The following is a 14,995-nucleotide window of genomic DNA, read 5'->3' on the forward strand; positions in this document are numbered from 1 at the left end:
CGCCAACAGCGCCGGGCCCACCCCTCAGTCGTTCGTTGTGCTGCGGCCGGACATCAGTCCGTGCCGAACTCCATCGCCGCGCGGTCCAGCAGCTCGTCGTCCTCGGAGACCTCGCCGCGGGAGGCGATGGCCTCGGCACCGCCCTGCGGCATCTCCGGCATGCTGCCGATCAGCCCGGTCGAGGCCGCCTGGGCGGCACCGATGGAGGGGCTGCCGGTGCCGATCAGACCGAGCCCGGCGTACTGCTCCAGCTTGGCGCGCGAGTCGGCGATGTCGAGGTTGCGCATGGTGAGCTGGCCGATCCGGTCCACCGGGCCGAACGCCGAGTCCTCGGTGCGCTCCATGGACAGCTTGTCCGGGTGGTAGCTGAACGCCGGGCCGCGGGTGTCGAGGATCGAGTAGTCCTCGCCGCGCCGCAGCCGCAGGGTGACCTCGCCGGTGACGGCGGCGCCGACCCAGCGCTGCAGCGACTCACGCACCATCAGGGCCTGCGGGTCCAGCCAGCGGCCCTCGTACATGAGCCGGCCGAGACGCCGTCCCTCGTTGTAGTACTGGGCGATCGTGTCCTCGTTGTGGATCGCGTTGACCAGACGCTCGTACGCGGCGTGCAGCAGGGCCATGCCCGGCGCCTCGTAGATACCGCGGCTCTTGGCCTCGATGATCCGGTTCTCGATCTGGTCCGACATGCCCATGCCGTGCCGGCCGCCGATGGCGTTGGCCTCCATCACCAGATCGACGGCGGAGGCGAACTCCTTGCCGTTGATCGTGACCGGGCGGCCCTGGTCGAAGCCGATCGTCACGTCCTCGGTGGCGATCTCGACCTCGGGGTCCCAGAACCGGACGCCCATGATCGGCTCGACGGTCTCGACGCCCGTGTCCAGGTGCTCCAGGGTCTTGGCCTCGTGGGTGGCACCCCAGATGTTGGCGTCGGTGGAGTACGCCTTCTCCGTGCTGTCGCGGTACGGCAGGTCGTGCGCGACCAACCACTCCGACATCTCCTTGCGGCCGCCGAGCTCGGTCACGAAGTCCGCGTCCAGCCAGGGCTTGTAGATCCGCAGATGCGGGTTGGCGAGCAGCCCGTACCGGTAGAACCGCTCGATGTCGTTGCCCTTGAACGTCGAGCCGTCGCCCCAGATCTGGACGTCGTCCTCCAGCATCGCCCGCACCAGCAGGGTGCCGGTGACGGCACGGCCCAGCGGCGTGGTGTTGAAGTAGGCACGCCCGCCCGAGCGGATGTGGAACGCCCCGCAGGTGAGCGCGGCGAGTCCCTCCTCGACCAGCGCGGCACGGCAGTCGACGAGACGCGCGAGTTCGGCACCGTAGGCCTTGGCGCGGCCGGGCACCGAGGCGATGTCGGGCTCGTCGTACTGGCCGATGTCGGCGGTGTAGGTGCACGGAACGGCGCCCTTGTCGCGCATCCACGCGACCGCGACCGAGGTGTCGAGTCCGCCGGAGAAGGCGATACCGACGCGCTCGCCGGCGGGAAGGGAGGTGAGGACCTTAGACATAGGAAGATTATGCATCACTTCGCATGAACATGCAACGAGGGGTCGAACGGCGGGTGCGGACGGCCAGTGCGGACGGCGGGTGCGGACGCGTGGATGTCCGCCGCCGTCCGCCCCTGCCGGCCGCCGGCCGCCGTAATTCCGTGCCGCTCGGAACGGGCGTTGGTACGATCCGTTGCCGCCCGGCGCGTCCGAACGGGTGAGCCTGCGAAGGGGAAGGTGCGGGGGCGGGATGGAGTACTTCTTCTACTGCCGTGACCGGCCGGGATCCATGCCGCTGCGGTGGGAGCTGAACGAGGCGCACTGGGCGTTCATGGACGGGTACGCCGACGGGATGATCGCACGCGGTCCCACGCTCGGCGCCGACGGTGAGACGGTGACCGGCAGCATGCACATCGTCGACCTCCCCGACGCGGCCGCCGCGCACGGGTTCGCGTTCGACGAGCCCAACTACAGGGCCGGTGTCTACGAGGACGTCCTGATCCGCCGCTGGAGGAACACCCTCGGCCGCACGATGTGGCAGTTCGGGAGCGGGACGGCCGGACACCGGCGCTTCCTGGTCATCGCGCACGGAGTGCCGGGCGCGACCGCGGCCCGCGACGCCCTGGAGGCGGCCCACCACCGTCATCTCGACCGCGCCCACCGTGAACACCTCATCGCCTACGGGCCGTTGCTCTCCCAGGACGGCACCGACTGGATGGGCACCGCCCTGCTGGCCGAACTGCCGGACCGGGAGGCCGCCGAGGCCATGATGGCGGACGAGCCGTACGCCCGGGGCGGGCTGTACCGGGACGTCGAGATCCACGACTGGCGGTTCGGCGGGCGCCCGGCCGGCGAGTGAGGTACCGCGGCCACCGCCTCCCGGGCCCCGTTCAGGCGCGGTGCGGGCGGAACCTGCCCCGCAGACGGGTGCGCACGGACTGCTGGAGCAGGCCGAGGGTGAACGACTGCAGCAGACCGCACGCGACCATCCCGGCCGTGTTGAACGCGACCGACGCCCTGGTGTCGAGGACCGGGTCCAGCCAGAGGTCCGCGACCGTCACCAGTCCGGAGGCGGGCGCGGTGAACAGCGCCGGCCACACCCAGATCAGCCCGGGATCCTCGGCGAACCTCGTGACGGCGGAAGCGACCACGATGGAGCCGCCCACGACGGTCAGGTAGACCGCCGACGTGGGATTGGCGAAGGTCAGACGGGCGACGGCACGCGTGTTCATGAAGTCCTCCCCCAGGACGTGGAACGCGATCCTGCCCTCATGGTCCGGCGGAGGCCCGGCTTCGTCCTGAGTACGCGTACTCAGGACGAAGGGCGAACGACGGCGGGCGGGAGGCGGCGGGCGGACCGTCGGGTCACCGCGCCGGAACCGCCCGGCTCAGGTACTGGGCCTGAGCCACGGCAGGGGATCGGTGTAGTACCCGTCGAGAACCACCTCGAAGTGCAGATGAGGACCGGTGGACAGACCGGTCGAGCCGACCAGCCCGACCGGCGTCCCGGCGTCCACCGCCTGGCCGGCCGACACCTGGAGGGCCAGCAGATGGCTGTACGTCGTCTCCAGCCGCTTGCCGCCGATGGTGCCGTGGTCGATCACCACGCGGTTGCCGTACGCCTTGGTCATCGCCGCGAACACGACCTGGCCCTTGGACGCGGCGGAGACCTGCGCCCCCTGGGGCGAGGCGAAGTCGACCCCGGTGTGCAGTTTCGTCACCCCGGTCAGCGGGTGTTCGCGCGAGCCGTAGGGCGAGGTGACGGTGAGGTTGCCGACCGGCGCGGCCAGGACGGCGCCCGGCACCTGGTTCACGGCGCCGCCGCCGGAACTCTCCCGGTCGACCGACTCGTAGCGCGAGGACAGCGACTTCACCTCGTCGATGTAGGCCTCCGCGTCGGCGGGTACGCGACCCGCCTTCACCACGGCGTCCGTACCCGACGCGTACGCGGCGAGGGTGAGGTTCACCAGGTCCCCGGTGACGGTTCCCTCGGTCCTGAGGTCGGTCACCTTCTCGGCGAGGGAGCAGTCCTGCCGGCCGAGCGCCATCATCGCGTCCGCCGGATCGCGGGGCGAGGAGCGGCCGTTGCCGTCGTCGTCCTTGCCCCACTTCTTCCACTGGGCGTCCGTGAACGCGGCGATGCCCTTCTCGCCCGACAGCGCCCCCGTGTCGTTGTTCCAGCCGGAGAGCCGGTCGATCTGGGCGGCGAGCACCGACGGCTTGACGACCTTGCAGTCCGCGACCGCCTTGCGGAGCCAGGGGATGTACGAGGCGTCCACGCGGGTCGTGGCCGTCGGGTCGGGGTCGGAACCCTGGGGCCAGGCGTCGTCGAGACCGCCGTTGTAGGCCAGGAAGCCGGCCACCCCCATCAGGGCGACCAGCCCCGGCAGGACGAGCAGGGTGAACGGGCCCGGGCCGCGGCGGGCGCGCTTCGGGCGTTGTTCCCTGGACCCCCCGGACGGCTCCCCGGCCGGCTCCTCGACCGGTGCCGCGGTCACTGCTCCGGCCGCCGGATCGGCCGCTTCCCCGAGTGTGTCCTCGGCTTCGCCCCCGCCGGCCTGCGCTGTGCGGGAGCCGGCCGCCCCCGTGCCGTCCGACCGGCCGTCAATCACCGGCGAACTCCCCCTGCGCCGCGCGGAGTTCCGCGGCGTTCACTGTGGTCATGATGCTCACGCGCACGAGGCTAACGGGCAGCCCCGCGGGAATCACGAGGCGCGGAGGCACACGCGCCTGCCCGAACGGGCAGACCTTCGGGGGTCAGCGTGCCGACGCCTCGGTCAGCTCCTCCAGCTCGGCCGCGAAGAACAGCGCGGGGTCGAACCCCATCCCGGTGAAGTGACCCGCCAGTTCCAGGGACAGCACGCCGTGCAGCCGGGTCCAGAAGGTCAGCGCCCGGTGCAGGGCCGCGGGCTCGGCGGGATGGTCGCCCGCCCACCGCCGGTGCTCCTGGAGGTGCGAACCGAACGGTGTCGCGGGGGAGTCCGAGGGCAGCGCGGCGCAGGCGTCGAGCAGGGTCGCCATGATCTCGCGCACGATGTCGGTGATGTCGTCGGGCGCGTGGTAGCCGGGCACGGGTGTGCCGTAGACGAGGAAGTAGCGGTGCGGGTCCTGAAGGGCCCAGTCGCGCAGGGCGTGCGCCAGCGCGGACGCGTCGGGGCCGGCGGCGGCGGTCGCGCGGAAGGTGTCGGCGAGGCTGCGGTAAGCGTCCCGGATCAGCTCGGTGATCAGTTCGTCGCGGTTGGCGAAGTACCGGTAGAGCGCGGGTCCGCTCATGCCCATCCGCTTGGCGATCGCGTTGAGGGAGAGCGCGGAGGCTCCCGCCGCGGCGAGCTGTTCCCAGGCGTGCGCCTTGATCTCCGCGCGCACCTGGGCGCGGTAGCGCTCGCGCGGGGTCTCGGTGCCCGTGTCCGTCATGGCCTACCGCCTTCCGTGTCCTGCCTGCGGCCGTGTCTGTGTCTCCACCTGTGTCTGCGCATCGTATTTAGTTAGAGGCTATCACCAACGTTATTGACTCTATCGCTCTTATTGCGTTACAACTTCTAACGAACGCAAGAAGCAGTCAGTCGAGTGCGGCGCAGTCGCGTGCGATGCCATGGAGGTCGTCATGAACGCTGAAGGACTCGTCGAGGTCGTCCTGCCGGGCAAGGTGGCGCCGGAAGGACTTCAGATCAGGCGCGGAGCGGTCCCCGTCGCGGGTCCCGGCCAGGTCCTGATCCGGATGGAGGCGACCGGGGTCTCCTTCGCCGAACAGCAGATGCGCCGGGGCCGCTACTACGACCAGCCGCCGTTCCCCTTCGTGCCCGGTTACGACCTCGTCGGAACGGTGCTGGCCACGGGCGAGGGCGTCGAGCCGGGCCTGACCGGCACCCGCGTGGCGGCCCTGCTGAAGGTCGGCGGCTGGTCCACCCATGTGCTCGTCGACGCGGCCGACGTGGTGGAGGTGCCCGATGGCATCGGCGCGGCGCAGGCGGAGACCCTGGTGGTCAACGGCATCACCGCCTGGCAGATGCTCCACCGCAAGGCACGCGTCCGCGCCGGACGGACCGTCCTGGTGCACGGGGCCAACGGCGGTGTCGGCTCGGTCCTCGTCCAGCTCGCCCTGGCCGCGGGCGTGAAGGTGATCGGCACGGCGTCCGCGCGCCACCACGAGGCGCTCCTCGCCAAGGGCGTCGTGCCCGTCGACTACCGCACGGAGGACGTCGCCGCGCGCGTCCGGGAACTCGCCCCCGGCGGAGTGGACGCGGTCTTCGACCACGTCGGCGGCCGGGGCGTCGTCGACTCCTGGCGCCTCCTCGCGCCCGGCGGGACGCTCGTCTCCTACGGCAGCGCGTCCACCCGGGACGCCGAGGGCTCCAAGCAGTGGCCCGTGCTCAAACTGCTCGGCCGGGTGTGGCTGTGGAACGCGCTGCCCAACCGCCGCCGTGCCTACTTCTTCAACGTCTGGGCCGGCCGGGCCCTGGCCAGGAACCGGTTCCGGGCCCGGCTGCGCGCCGACCTCACCCAGGTCTTCGCGGCGTACCGGCGCGGGGAGGTCACGGCCCAGATAGCCGCACAACTCCCGCTCGCCCAGGCCGCCGAGGCTCTGCGCCTGGCCGAATCCGGCACCGTCGCCGGCAAGGTCGTACTGAACCCGTAGGCGGTCGGCCCGCGCCCGCCACAGGGACCGGCCGGGCCGAGGGTCCGGGCCCCCTCAGGAGGGGACGGCGCCGTCGGTCTGCGGTTCCTGGGTGCCCGGTTCCTCCGTTGGCTCACTGAGCTGCTCGCGCAGGTAGTTCCAGAACACGGCGATCATCGCGGCGACCGGGACGGCGAGCAGGCTGCCCACCACGCCCGCCAGACTGCCGCCCAGCGTCACCGCCAGCAGGATCACCGCCGCGTGCAGTCCGAGCCCACGGCTCTGGATCATGGGCTGGAAGACGTTTCCCTCCAACTGCTGGACCGCGAGGATGATCGCCAGCACGATCAGCGCGTCCGTCAGACCGTTCGACACCAGCGCGATGAGCACCGCGACGAAGCCGGCGAACAGGGCGCCCACGATCGGCACGAACGCCGAGACGAAGGTCAGCACCGCCAGCGGGAGCACCAGCGGCACGCCCACGACCCACAGGCCGATCCCGATGAAGACGGCGTCGAGCAGACCGACCGCCGCCTGTGACCGTACGAACGATCCCAGGGTGTCCCAGGTGCGCGAGGCCACGGTCGGGACGTCGACGGCGAGCCGGCCGGGCAGCTGACGGGCGAGCCACGGCAGGAACCGCGGGCCGTCCTTGAGGAAGAAGAACATCAGGAACAGTGCGAGGACGGCGGTGACCAGACCGTCGACCACGGCGCTCACGCCCGAGACGACCGTGCCGACCACACTCCCGGCGCTCTTCTGGAAACGCTCGACCGCACTGTCCACGGCACCCGAGATCTGGGCGTCCTCGACGTTCAGCGGCGGTCCGGCGGCCCAGTCACGGACCTTGTGCACGCCGTCCACGATCCGGTCGGTCAACTCCCCCGACTGGGAGGCGACCGGAACCGCGATCAGCGCGACCACCGCGGCGGCGAGCACCAGGAACAGCACGGTCACCAAGGAGGCCGCCAGGGCGGGAGGCCACCCGCGCCGGCGCAGGAAGCGGGCCGCGGGCCAGGTCAGCGTGGTCAGCAGAAGACCCACTATGAGTGGCCAGACCACGGACCACATCTGGCCGAGAAGCCAGAGAGCCACCGCGGTCATCACCAGAACCAGCAGCAGCTCGACGGAAATACGCGCCGATGCGCGCAGCGCGGCGCGGGATCTGGCGTAACTCAACGAGGCAGACATGCGAGCACCTTATGGGCAGGCCACCGCGCTTCCGCGGAGCCCCGCCAACGCGGCGGCGTCCAAGGTGTGTTGGACACCGCCGCGTGACGGCCGGGCTACGCGCTGAAGCGGTGGGTGCCGGAACCGACCCGGTACACCGCGCAGCCGTCCTCACTGCGCAGGAAGGCCGCGGTGGTGTGGGTGACCTCGTCGGGAGCGTCCGCGGGGATCCACACCTCGGCGGTGGTGTTGGGCGGCACGGAGCAGGTCAGGGCGAACCTGCCGGAGCGCAGCCGCCACTGGGTGGAGACGGGGCCGCGGACCGAGGTGAACGTGGCGCGGGCCGAGGTGACACCGCCGCCCGGCCGCGGCCGGACGACGACCTCGCGGTAGCCGGGCCGGCCCGCCGCGATCCCGGCGATGTTCGTGTACATCCACTCGCCCACCGAGCCGTAGGCGTAGTGGTTGAAGGAGTTCATGCCCGGGTCCTCGAAGCTGCCGTCGGGCCGGATGGAGTCCCAGTGCTCCCACATCGTGGTGGAGCCCTTGTCGATCTGGTAGCCCCAGCTGGGATAGGAACGCTGTGCGAGCAGCCGGTGGGCGACATCGGTGTGCCCGGTGTCGGTGAGCACGGGCAGCAGCCGGGGCGTACCGAGGAAGCCCGTCGACAGATGCCAGTCCCTCGCCTCGATCAGCGCGACGAGCCGGTCGGCCGCCGCCGTCCGCAGCCCGTCCGGCAGCAGGTCCATGGACAGGGCGAGCACGTACGCGGTCTGCGTGTCACCCTTCACCCGGCCCTCGGCGGTGACATAGGCCTTCTGGAACGCAGCCCTTACGCGCCCGAACAGGTCGGTGTAGGGGGCGGGGTCCTTGCCGAGTTCCTTCGCGATCCGGGCCGCGAGGTCGGCGCTGTGGGCGAAGTAGGCGGTGGCGATGACGTCCTTGGGTGTCTCGTCCTCGACGTTCAGCCAGTCCCCGTAGCCGGCGGCCGGCCGCAGCAGCCCGCTGCTGTTCTTCTCCAGGTACTTCAGCCAGGCCTGTACGGAGGACCACGCGTCCTCCAGCACCTGCCGGTCGCCGTACGCCTGGTACAGCGACCAGGGGACCGTGACGCCCGCGTCGCCCCAGCCCGCCACCCCGTTGCCGACCGTGCCCACCATGGGGGCCACGTCCGTGAAGGCGCCCTCCGCGGTCTGCCCGTCGCGCAGGTCCACGAGCCACTTGGTCAGGAACCGCGCGGACTCCATCGTGTACGCGGCCGTCGGCGCGAAGACGTTGATGTCACCGGTCCAGCCCAGGCGTTCGTCACGCGCGGGGGTGTCCGTCGGGACGGAGAGGAAGTTGCCCCGCTGCCCCCAGGTGATGTTGCTGTGCAGGGTGTTGAGCATCGGGACATCGGTCTCGAAGTCGAACGTGAAGGGCGCCGACGTGTGCATCACCCGCCCCGTGAGGTCACCCGCCGCCGGAGTGCCCGGATACCCGGTCACCTCGACATACCGGAACCCGTGGAAGGTGAACCGCGGCTCGTACGTCTCCCGCCCACCACCCTTGAGCGTGTACGTGTCGGTCGCCGCGGCGGTCCGCAGGTTCGCCGTGTAGAGGGTGCCGTCCGGGTTGAGCACCTCGGCATGCCTCAGGCGGACGGTCGTGCCGGCCGCGCCCGAGACCCGCAGCCGTACCGAACCGACCATGTTCTGGCCCAGGTCGAAGACGAACACACCCGGCTTGGGCTGGGTCACCTTCCGGACCGCGAGTTCCTTGGCCACCCGGACCGCGCCGTCCACCTGGGCCTCGATCCGGGGCGGGGCGGCGTCCGCGGCGGTGCGCACCGCGTCGAGCCAGGCCCCGTCGTCGAAGCCGGGCGAGGTCCAGCCCGCGGTCTCCCTGCGCGCGTCGTACGTCTCGCCGCTCAGCAGGTCGGCGGAGACGATCGGCCCGGCCGCGGCCCGCCAGTCACTGTCCGAGATGACGCTCTCGCGTGTCCCGTCGGTGTACTCGACCTCCAACTGGGCCAGCAGCGCGGGGCGTTCGCCGTACTGGTGCGGCCCGAACATACCGACGTTGCCCGCGTACCAGCCCGGTGCCACATACGCGCCGAGGGCGTTGGCGCCGGACCGTACGAGCGAGGTGACGTCGTAGGTCTGGTAGTGGACGCGTTCGCGGTAGTCGGTCCAGCCGGGCGCCAGCTGGTCGCGGCCGACGCGGCGGCCGTTGAGGTGGGCCTCGTAGACGCCGAGGGCCGTGGCGTACAGCCGGGCGCGTGCCACCTTCTTGCGCGGGAGCGTGAACTCGTGCCGCAGCTGGTTGGCCGCGTACGACGCGGGGACGACCTTCCCCCACGGTCCGGCGCCCCACGCCGCCGCCTCCTTCGCCACGGGCCAGGCACTGTCGTCGAAGTCGGTGCCGCGCCAGCCGGCGGCGGGCTCCTTGTCGGTCGATCTCCAGGCGTCGTCCGTGACGATCCGCTGCTCGCCGGACGCGGTGTGCAGGGTCAGCGTCGCGACCAGCCCGGCGGGCCCCTCGGACGCGTTGGTAGCCGACACCGCTAGGACGTTCTTCCCCGTGCGCAACTGGGGGAGGACTTCGACCACGGCGGGGCGGCGCCAGCCGTCGTGGTCCGTCTCCAGGTCGGTGCGGGCCACCTCGGTGCCGTTGACGGAGACGGTGTACACGTTGTCCGCGCTGATGGCCAGCGTCGCCGCCGTGACCGCGTCGGGGAGATCGAGGGTGCGGCGGAACCAACGGGTGACCGCCGGGGCGCTGTTGGCGGGATCGCCCTCGGGGAACCAGATCCAGGAGCTGCCTTCGAGCGTCGGCGCGTCGGTGAGGACCGGGGGAGCGGAGACCCACTTCGCGGTCCACTGCGCGGAGTCGAGGAGGCCGGTCTCCCACCACGCCGGCTCGCTCCAGTCCGAGGCGCCGCCGTCCGCGTCCCACACGCGCACGGACCAGAAGTACCGGGTGCGCGGCTTGAGCCGCGGGCCCGCGTACGGGACGAGGACGGACTCCTCGGACGCGACCTTTCCGCTGTCCCAGACATCCGGCTCCGACAACCGTGCGGCGCTGGAGGCCACGCGTATCCGGTAACCGCTCTGGCGCGCGCCCGGCTCGTCCGAGGCCAGCGGCCAGCTCAGCCGGGGGTGTTGGGCGTCGATGCCGAGGGGGTGTCGCACGTACTCGACGGTCGGCGCGGTGACGCGCAGAGCGCTGCGACGGGCGCCCGCCCCGGCCGGTGCGGACGCGGGGGCGGCCAGGGCGGATCCGGTGCCGGCGGCGGTCGCCGTGACGGCCATCGCCGCCGCCGTGCCCGCCAGAATGTTCCTCCTGCTGATCACTACGGCTCCTCAGGCAGTAAGGATGAATCGATTCACTGCGGGTGAACGTAGGGGCCTGCGGGGCGAGGGTCAATGAGCGTGCAACACATTCTTGACGGGGCGTCGGATGTGGTCGTTGCTTCAGAGAGGCCAGATGTTTCCGGGGCGACGACGATTGAACGGTTTCAATCGGCCGGTGCTTTTTCGATGCTGTCGCGAAGGCGTGGCGAGACCGGATCGGGAAGCGATGGTGCCGCTCCGGTCTGGTCGCGTCACACGGACGCCATCGGGTCAGGTCACACGGACGCCAGCCACGCCGCGGTGTCGCGGGGGTGGGAGAACCGCAGCGTGTTCAGGGGCGCGAAACGCGGATCGCGCGTCCGGCGTTCGATCTCCTCGCGCCGGCCCGCGTGTTGGGACCAGGCCCACCAGGCCGGATGCTCCTTGCTCAGCCAGCCCGCCCAGGTCTCCCTGTTGCCGCCGAACAGACTCTCGCGGGTGACGCTCCGCCTGACGGAACGGCGAAGGACCCGGGGCATGACCACGCGCTTCCCGTAGTCGAGCCACAGGACGGTGTCCGCCCGGTCCCAGAGGAGATCCCGCACCTCGGGATAACCGAGCGAGTCGACGATCCAGCGGGGTTCGGCCGTCAGGTGTGCGACGTCCTCGGCCAGGGTGTCGTTCTCGGCCCAGCCGGGGCCCGTGAAATACAGCGCGTCCATCTCGTGATAGGGCACGTCCAGGCGCTCGCCCACCGCCCGGGCGAGCGTGGACTTGCCCGCGCCCGTGACACCCACCACCAAGATCCGCTTCACGGACGCAGCCTATAGCGGTGCCGGTCCGGCCGAATCGGGGGCCTTCGCACCGACTTGGGGGGCGGACGGGGCGGCGCGCGACCCGATGCGAAACCGCCGGGTTCCCCGCCGATGCGGCGGCGGCCCGCAGTGGACCGGTGCTCGCGTCGGCCCGTCCGCCCCGCCGCGCGCAGATCGACCAGAAAAAGGCCCTGACCTGCTGAAACGCTGCTGCGCAGGGCACTTAGGCGGGTGGCCCGCGGGCGCCTTCGGCGACCCGCGGCCTCCGCCGTGAGCGGTCCCCCGGAGGCGCGGATCACCCCTCCATATGACTTCGCACACCGCGCCCTTTCGTTCTCGGGGCGCCGATAGGATCTAATGGGCAGTAGCGCGCGAGGTAGCAGGTACCGATGCTCATCGGTCGACAGCTCCGCCTCTGATCCGCGCGACTCCCGACTCCGGATGGTTTTGGATGCCTGCCTCTTCGCATCGCGACCCTGCACGTCCCGTTCAGGACGCGCCGGCCTCGTCCGCCGTGCCCCAGCACCACGGTCTGTTCCTCCAGCCGCAGTACACCATCGAGCTGCCGCCGCTGGACGAGGACGAGGGCGACGACACCTTCTCGCCGCCGTCGCCCCCGCCGGCGCAGCGGCGACGGGGGGCACCCCGGGCCCGCTGACCGCTCCCGCCGCCCGCCGCCCGTCGCCCGTCCTGCCTTGCTGTGACCGGCGACGCGTGTGCCCGGACCGGGCGGCGTCGACCTGAGGGGGAGCGACACCCTGGATCCCGTGGAACGCCCACTGGTCGGGGTGCACCTGGGTGGACGGGCCGAGATTCTGGGGCTGGCCCACTGCGACCACGATCTGACGAGTCCGCACGGGGCCATGCGTGCGCCGTTCCCCGCGCCCCTTAGGGGGTGGGGGGACGCTTGTTCATCGGCTACAGGCCGGTTGTGGCTGGGCGCGCAGTTCCCCGCGCCCCTTGGGGGCGTGGGTGGGCGCTGTTGCGTTCGTGCGGGCTCGCTGGGGGTGTGGGTGGGCGCTGTTGCGTTCGTGCGGGCTCGTCGAGGCCGCTGCCCGGGGGCTGAAGCCGCGCACAACCCGAGGCGTGCCTAGAGGTGCCGCGGGCGTCCCCGGGCGCTACAGGCCCACGTCGCGGTGGGTCATGTCGTCCAGTGACTCGCGGCGCACCAGTACGCGTGCGATGCCGCGCGACACCGCTACGACCGGGGGCCGGCCGACCATGTTGTAGCCGGACGCCATGGACAGGTGGTAGGCGCCGGCCGCCGGGACGGCGAGGAGGTCGCCCGGGCGTACGTCACCCGGGAGCTGCACGTCGTCCGCGAGGACGTCACCCGCTTCGCAGTGGCGGCCCACGACCGTGACCGCGCGGGACGGTGCCGACGAGTGGCGTCCGATCAGGCGGGGCGCGTACCGGACCCCGTACAGCGCGGGTCTCGGGTTGTCGCTCATGCCGCCGTCCACGGCGACGAAGGTGTGCTCGCCGGTGCGCTTGACCGCGAGGACGTGGTAGACCGCGACCCCGGCGGGTCCGGCGATCGCCCGGCCCGGTTCCAGCGTCAGCCGCGGTACGGGCAGCCGGGTCCGGGCGCAGCCGTCCGCCAGCTCGGCGAGCACGCGGTCGGCGAGGACGCCCACGTCGAGGCTCGCCTCGCCGGGCCGGTAGGCGACGGCGTGCCCGCCGCCGATGTTCAGCCGGGGCAGGACGACGCCGTGCTGGTCCCGGATCCGGGCCAGCAGCCCGATCAGCCGCCGTACGGCGGACACATAGGGCTTCACCGAGTCGATCTGCGAGCCGATGTGGCAGTGCAGGCCGACCAGTTCCAGGTGCGGCTGGTCGAGTATCCGCGCCACCGCGTGCTGCGCCGACCCGTCCGTGAGGGACAGGCCGAACTTCTGGTCGTCCGTACCGGTGCGTACCTTGGCGTGCCCGCCGGCTGCGATCCCCGGCACCACTCGCACCATGACCTGCTGACGGGCGTCGGCGGGAGTGATCGCGGCCAGTCGGGCGATCTCCGAGGCGCTGTCCACGACGATGGTCCCGACGCCGAGCCGCAGCGCGGTGCGCAGGTCGTCGGGGCTCTTGGCGTTGCCGTGCAGCACGATCTTCCCCGGTGGGAAGCCCGTGGTGACGGCGAGCGCCAGTTCTCCGGCGGAGCAGACGTCCAGGCCCAGCCCCTCCTCCCGCACCCAGTGCGCCATCGCACGGCACAGGAACGCCTTGGCCGCGTACACGACGTCGGCGTCCGGGAACGCCGCGCGGTAGGTACGGCAGCGCTCCCGGACCTCCTGTTCGTCGAGGACGTACACGGGAGTGCCGAAGCGGTCGGCGGCCTCGGTGAGGGAGACGCCGCCCACGGAGACGTCCCCGCCGGCCTCGGGGCGCGCGGAACGCGGCCAGACGGACAGTGCGTCGGTCTCGCTGTCGCCGCTGTCGACGCTGTCGCGGCTGTCGCCGAGTAGCCGGGACAGGGCGCCGGGGTCGGCGGGCAGGGAGGGCGGGAGGGACGAGTTGAGGGAAACGGTCATGGCGGGCGCCTCCTCAGCCGATCAGCAGGTTCAGGTACGAGACGACGGCGGCGGCGCCGGTCACGCGCAGCGCACGGGTGTGCAGCGGGCGCCGGCCGTGCCACGAGCGCCTCGGCCCGCGGGTGTCGGCACCGGCGTCGGCGGGGGAGGGTGCGGCCTCTACCGGGGGAGCGGAGAGCTGCGGGTCGACCGTGAGGGCGGTGACGCCCAGGGGTGCGGCGAGCGCGCGCAGCGCCGGTTCGGAGAGCCTGATGCAGGCCTGCTCCGCGCCCAGCGTGGCGGCCGCCCGCGCCGCCGAGGTGAATCCGACGGCCGTACGGCCGCCCAGGGGAGTGCGGAAGAAACGGGCCGTGCAGCCCGCGGGCCCCGACCGGACGGGCACGAAGAGAAGTCCGGCCGGGACGCGTTCGGAGGGCTCGGGGTCCTCGCAGTGGTCGATCGCAGACATCAAGCTGCTCCTCGCAGAAGGCGATGTGCGCCGTGCGGCCGGATCGGCCGGGCGCTCCAGCGAAGCTTTGCCCGCCGGCCGGGGTCCGGGCCGCCTCCCTGACGGATGCTTGACGTGAACTCCCGCGCTCGTGACGCGATCATGACGCGGGTGCCGGTCCTGCGGATCGCCCGAGCGGGCTCTCACACCGTCGCGAGCGAGACCTCCGTCGACTTCATCAGCGCGACCACGGAGGAGCCGGTCGCCAGACCCAGGTCGGTGACGGCGTCCGTGGTGATCGCCGCGGTCAGTTCGCCGCCGTCGACCGTGATCCGCACGGAGGCCATGGCGCCGCCGGTGGTGACGTCGGTGACCGTGCCGGGCAGCTGGTTGCGGATGGACAGGCCCTCCACCGGGCCGGTGGCCACCGCGACCTCCGTGGCCTTCACCAGTGCGCGGACGGCGGAGCCCTCGGTGATGCCGAGGTCCTTGACGGACTCCAGTGTGACGGCCGCGGTGAGGACCTGGCCGCCGTCGAGGCGGACCTTGACCGTCGCCATCGCCTCACCCGTCGTGACGGAGGTGACGGTGCCGGGGATCTGGTTGCGGATGCTCAGGCTCGTGACGGAACGCCTCACA

Annotated in this window: 13 protein-coding genes; 3 read left to right on the forward strand and 10 right to left on the reverse strand. The window is 71.8% G+C overall.

Annotated features, from left to right (window positions below; genetic code table 11):
* Positions 1-53 precede the first annotated feature (53 nt).
* The gene (gene argG, locus ACFWGJ_RS00005; protein WP_387319905.1) at positions 54-1,508 is read right to left on the reverse strand and encodes an argininosuccinate synthase; all 1,455 of its coding nucleotides are present in this window, start codon (positions 1,506-1,508) and stop codon (positions 54-56) included.
* Between the two features lie 229 nt (positions 1,509-1,737).
* Here argG and ACFWGJ_RS00010 point away from each other — a divergent pair, with 229 nt between their 5' ends.
* Entirely contained in the window at positions 1,738-2,346 is a 609-nt protein-coding gene (locus tag ACFWGJ_RS00010) for a YciI family protein (protein WP_387319906.1), read from the forward strand.
* Between the two features lie 31 nt (positions 2,347-2,377).
* Here ACFWGJ_RS00010 and ACFWGJ_RS00015 read toward each other — a convergent pair whose 3' ends face one another.
* The 3 genes from ACFWGJ_RS00015 to ACFWGJ_RS00025 all read right to left on the reverse strand — a co-directional run bounded on the left by ACFWGJ_RS00015 (position 2,378) and on the right by ACFWGJ_RS00025 (position 4,901).
* Complete coding sequence (locus ACFWGJ_RS00015) at positions 2,378-2,719, reverse strand: SCO4225 family membrane protein (protein WP_387319907.1); 342 nt, start codon at positions 2,717-2,719, stop codon at positions 2,378-2,380.
* 156 nt (positions 2,720-2,875) lie between these two features.
* A complete protein-coding gene (locus ACFWGJ_RS00020) occupies positions 2,876-3,985 on the reverse strand; it encodes a M23 family metallopeptidase (RefSeq protein WP_387319978.1) in 1,110 nt (369 codons plus the stop codon).
* Between the two features lie 259 nt (positions 3,986-4,244).
* Positions 4,245-4,901, reverse strand: coding sequence for a TetR/AcrR family transcriptional regulator (locus ACFWGJ_RS00025; RefSeq protein WP_387319908.1), 657 nt, complete (start codon positions 4,899-4,901; stop codon positions 4,245-4,247).
* Between the two features lie 190 nt (positions 4,902-5,091).
* Here ACFWGJ_RS00025 and ACFWGJ_RS00030 point away from each other — a divergent pair, with 190 nt between their 5' ends.
* Positions 5,092-6,123: a medium chain dehydrogenase/reductase family protein gene (locus ACFWGJ_RS00030; RefSeq protein ID WP_387319909.1), complete on the forward strand. Its 1,032-nt coding sequence runs from the start codon at positions 5,092-5,094 to the stop codon at positions 6,121-6,123.
* A gap of 54 nt (positions 6,124-6,177) precedes the next feature.
* Here the strand turns inward: ACFWGJ_RS00030 and ACFWGJ_RS00035 are convergent, their stop codons facing one another.
* The 3 genes from ACFWGJ_RS00035 to ACFWGJ_RS00045 all read right to left on the reverse strand — a co-directional run bounded on the left by ACFWGJ_RS00035 (position 6,178) and on the right by ACFWGJ_RS00045 (position 11,401).
* Positions 6,178-7,293 (reverse strand): AI-2E family transporter, encoded by a 1,116-nt coding sequence (locus ACFWGJ_RS00035; protein ID WP_387319910.1) that lies wholly within the window; start codon positions 7,291-7,293, stop codon positions 6,178-6,180.
* 95 nt (positions 7,294-7,388) lie between these two features.
* Positions 7,389-10,607 (reverse strand): alpha-L-rhamnosidase, encoded by a 3,219-nt coding sequence (locus ACFWGJ_RS00040; protein ID WP_387319911.1) that lies wholly within the window; start codon positions 10,605-10,607, stop codon positions 7,389-7,391.
* Between the two features lie 275 nt (positions 10,608-10,882).
* Positions 10,883-11,401, reverse strand: coding sequence for an adenylate kinase (locus ACFWGJ_RS00045; RefSeq protein ID WP_387319912.1), 519 nt, complete (start codon positions 11,399-11,401; stop codon positions 10,883-10,885).
* 514 nt (positions 11,402-11,915) lie between these two features.
* On the opposite strand from ACFWGJ_RS00045, the gene ACFWGJ_RS00050 reads away from it, so the two are divergent.
* A complete protein-coding gene (locus ACFWGJ_RS00050; RefSeq protein ID WP_225890861.1) occupies positions 11,916-12,059 on the forward strand; it encodes a hypothetical protein in 144 nt (47 codons plus the stop codon).
* Between the two features lie 460 nt (positions 12,060-12,519).
* Here ACFWGJ_RS00050 and lysA read toward each other — a convergent pair whose 3' ends face one another.
* The 3 genes from lysA to ACFWGJ_RS00065 form a co-directional block, all read right to left on the reverse strand.
* Entirely contained in the window at positions 12,520-13,929 is a 1,410-nt protein-coding gene (gene lysA, locus ACFWGJ_RS00055; RefSeq protein WP_387319913.1) for a diaminopimelate decarboxylase, read from the reverse strand.
* Positions 13,930-13,942: 13 nt separating this feature from the next.
* Positions 13,943-14,377 carry an SAV_915 family protein gene (locus ACFWGJ_RS00060; protein WP_387319914.1) on the reverse strand — a complete coding sequence of 145 codons (435 nt, stop codon included), beginning with the start codon at positions 14,375-14,377 and terminating at the stop codon, positions 13,943-13,945.
* 182 nt (positions 14,378-14,559) lie between these two features.
* Positions 14,560-14,994: a molybdopterin-binding protein gene (locus ACFWGJ_RS00065; protein ID WP_387319915.1), complete on the reverse strand. Its 435-nt coding sequence runs from the start codon at positions 14,992-14,994 to the stop codon at positions 14,560-14,562.
* Position 14,995: the final 1 nt, after the last annotated feature.

Source organism: Streptomyces sp. NPDC060205 (assembly GCF_042728395.1).
Lineage (GTDB): Bacteria > Actinomycetota > Actinomycetes > Streptomycetales > Streptomycetaceae > Streptomyces.

Coding starts and splice junctions, on each gene's coding strand:
- ACFWGJ_RS00010 (WP_387319906.1), top strand. CDS start 1,738: ATGGAGTACTTCTTCTACTGCCGTGACCGGCCGGGATCCATGCCGCTG.
- ACFWGJ_RS00015 (WP_387319907.1), bottom strand. CDS start 2,719: ATGAACACGCGTGCCGTCGCCCGTCTGACCTTCGCCAATCCCACGTCG.
- lysA (WP_387319913.1), bottom strand. CDS start 13,929: ATGACCGTTTCCCTCAACTCGTCCCTCCCGCCCTCCCTGCCCGCCGAC.
- ACFWGJ_RS00025 (WP_387319908.1), bottom strand. CDS start 4,901: ATGACGGACACGGGCACCGAGACCCCGCGCGAGCGCTACCGCGCCCAG.
- ACFWGJ_RS00030 (WP_387319909.1), top strand. CDS start 5,092: ATGAACGCTGAAGGACTCGTCGAGGTCGTCCTGCCGGGCAAGGTGGCG.
- ACFWGJ_RS00035 (WP_387319910.1), bottom strand. CDS start 7,293: ATGTCTGCCTCGTTGAGTTACGCCAGATCCCGCGCCGCGCTGCGCGCA.
- argG (WP_387319905.1), bottom strand. CDS start 1,508: ATGTCTAAGGTCCTCACCTCCCTTCCCGCCGGCGAGCGCGTCGGTATC.
- ACFWGJ_RS00060 (WP_387319914.1), bottom strand. CDS start 14,377: ATGTCTGCGATCGACCACTGCGAGGACCCCGAGCCCTCCGAACGCGTC.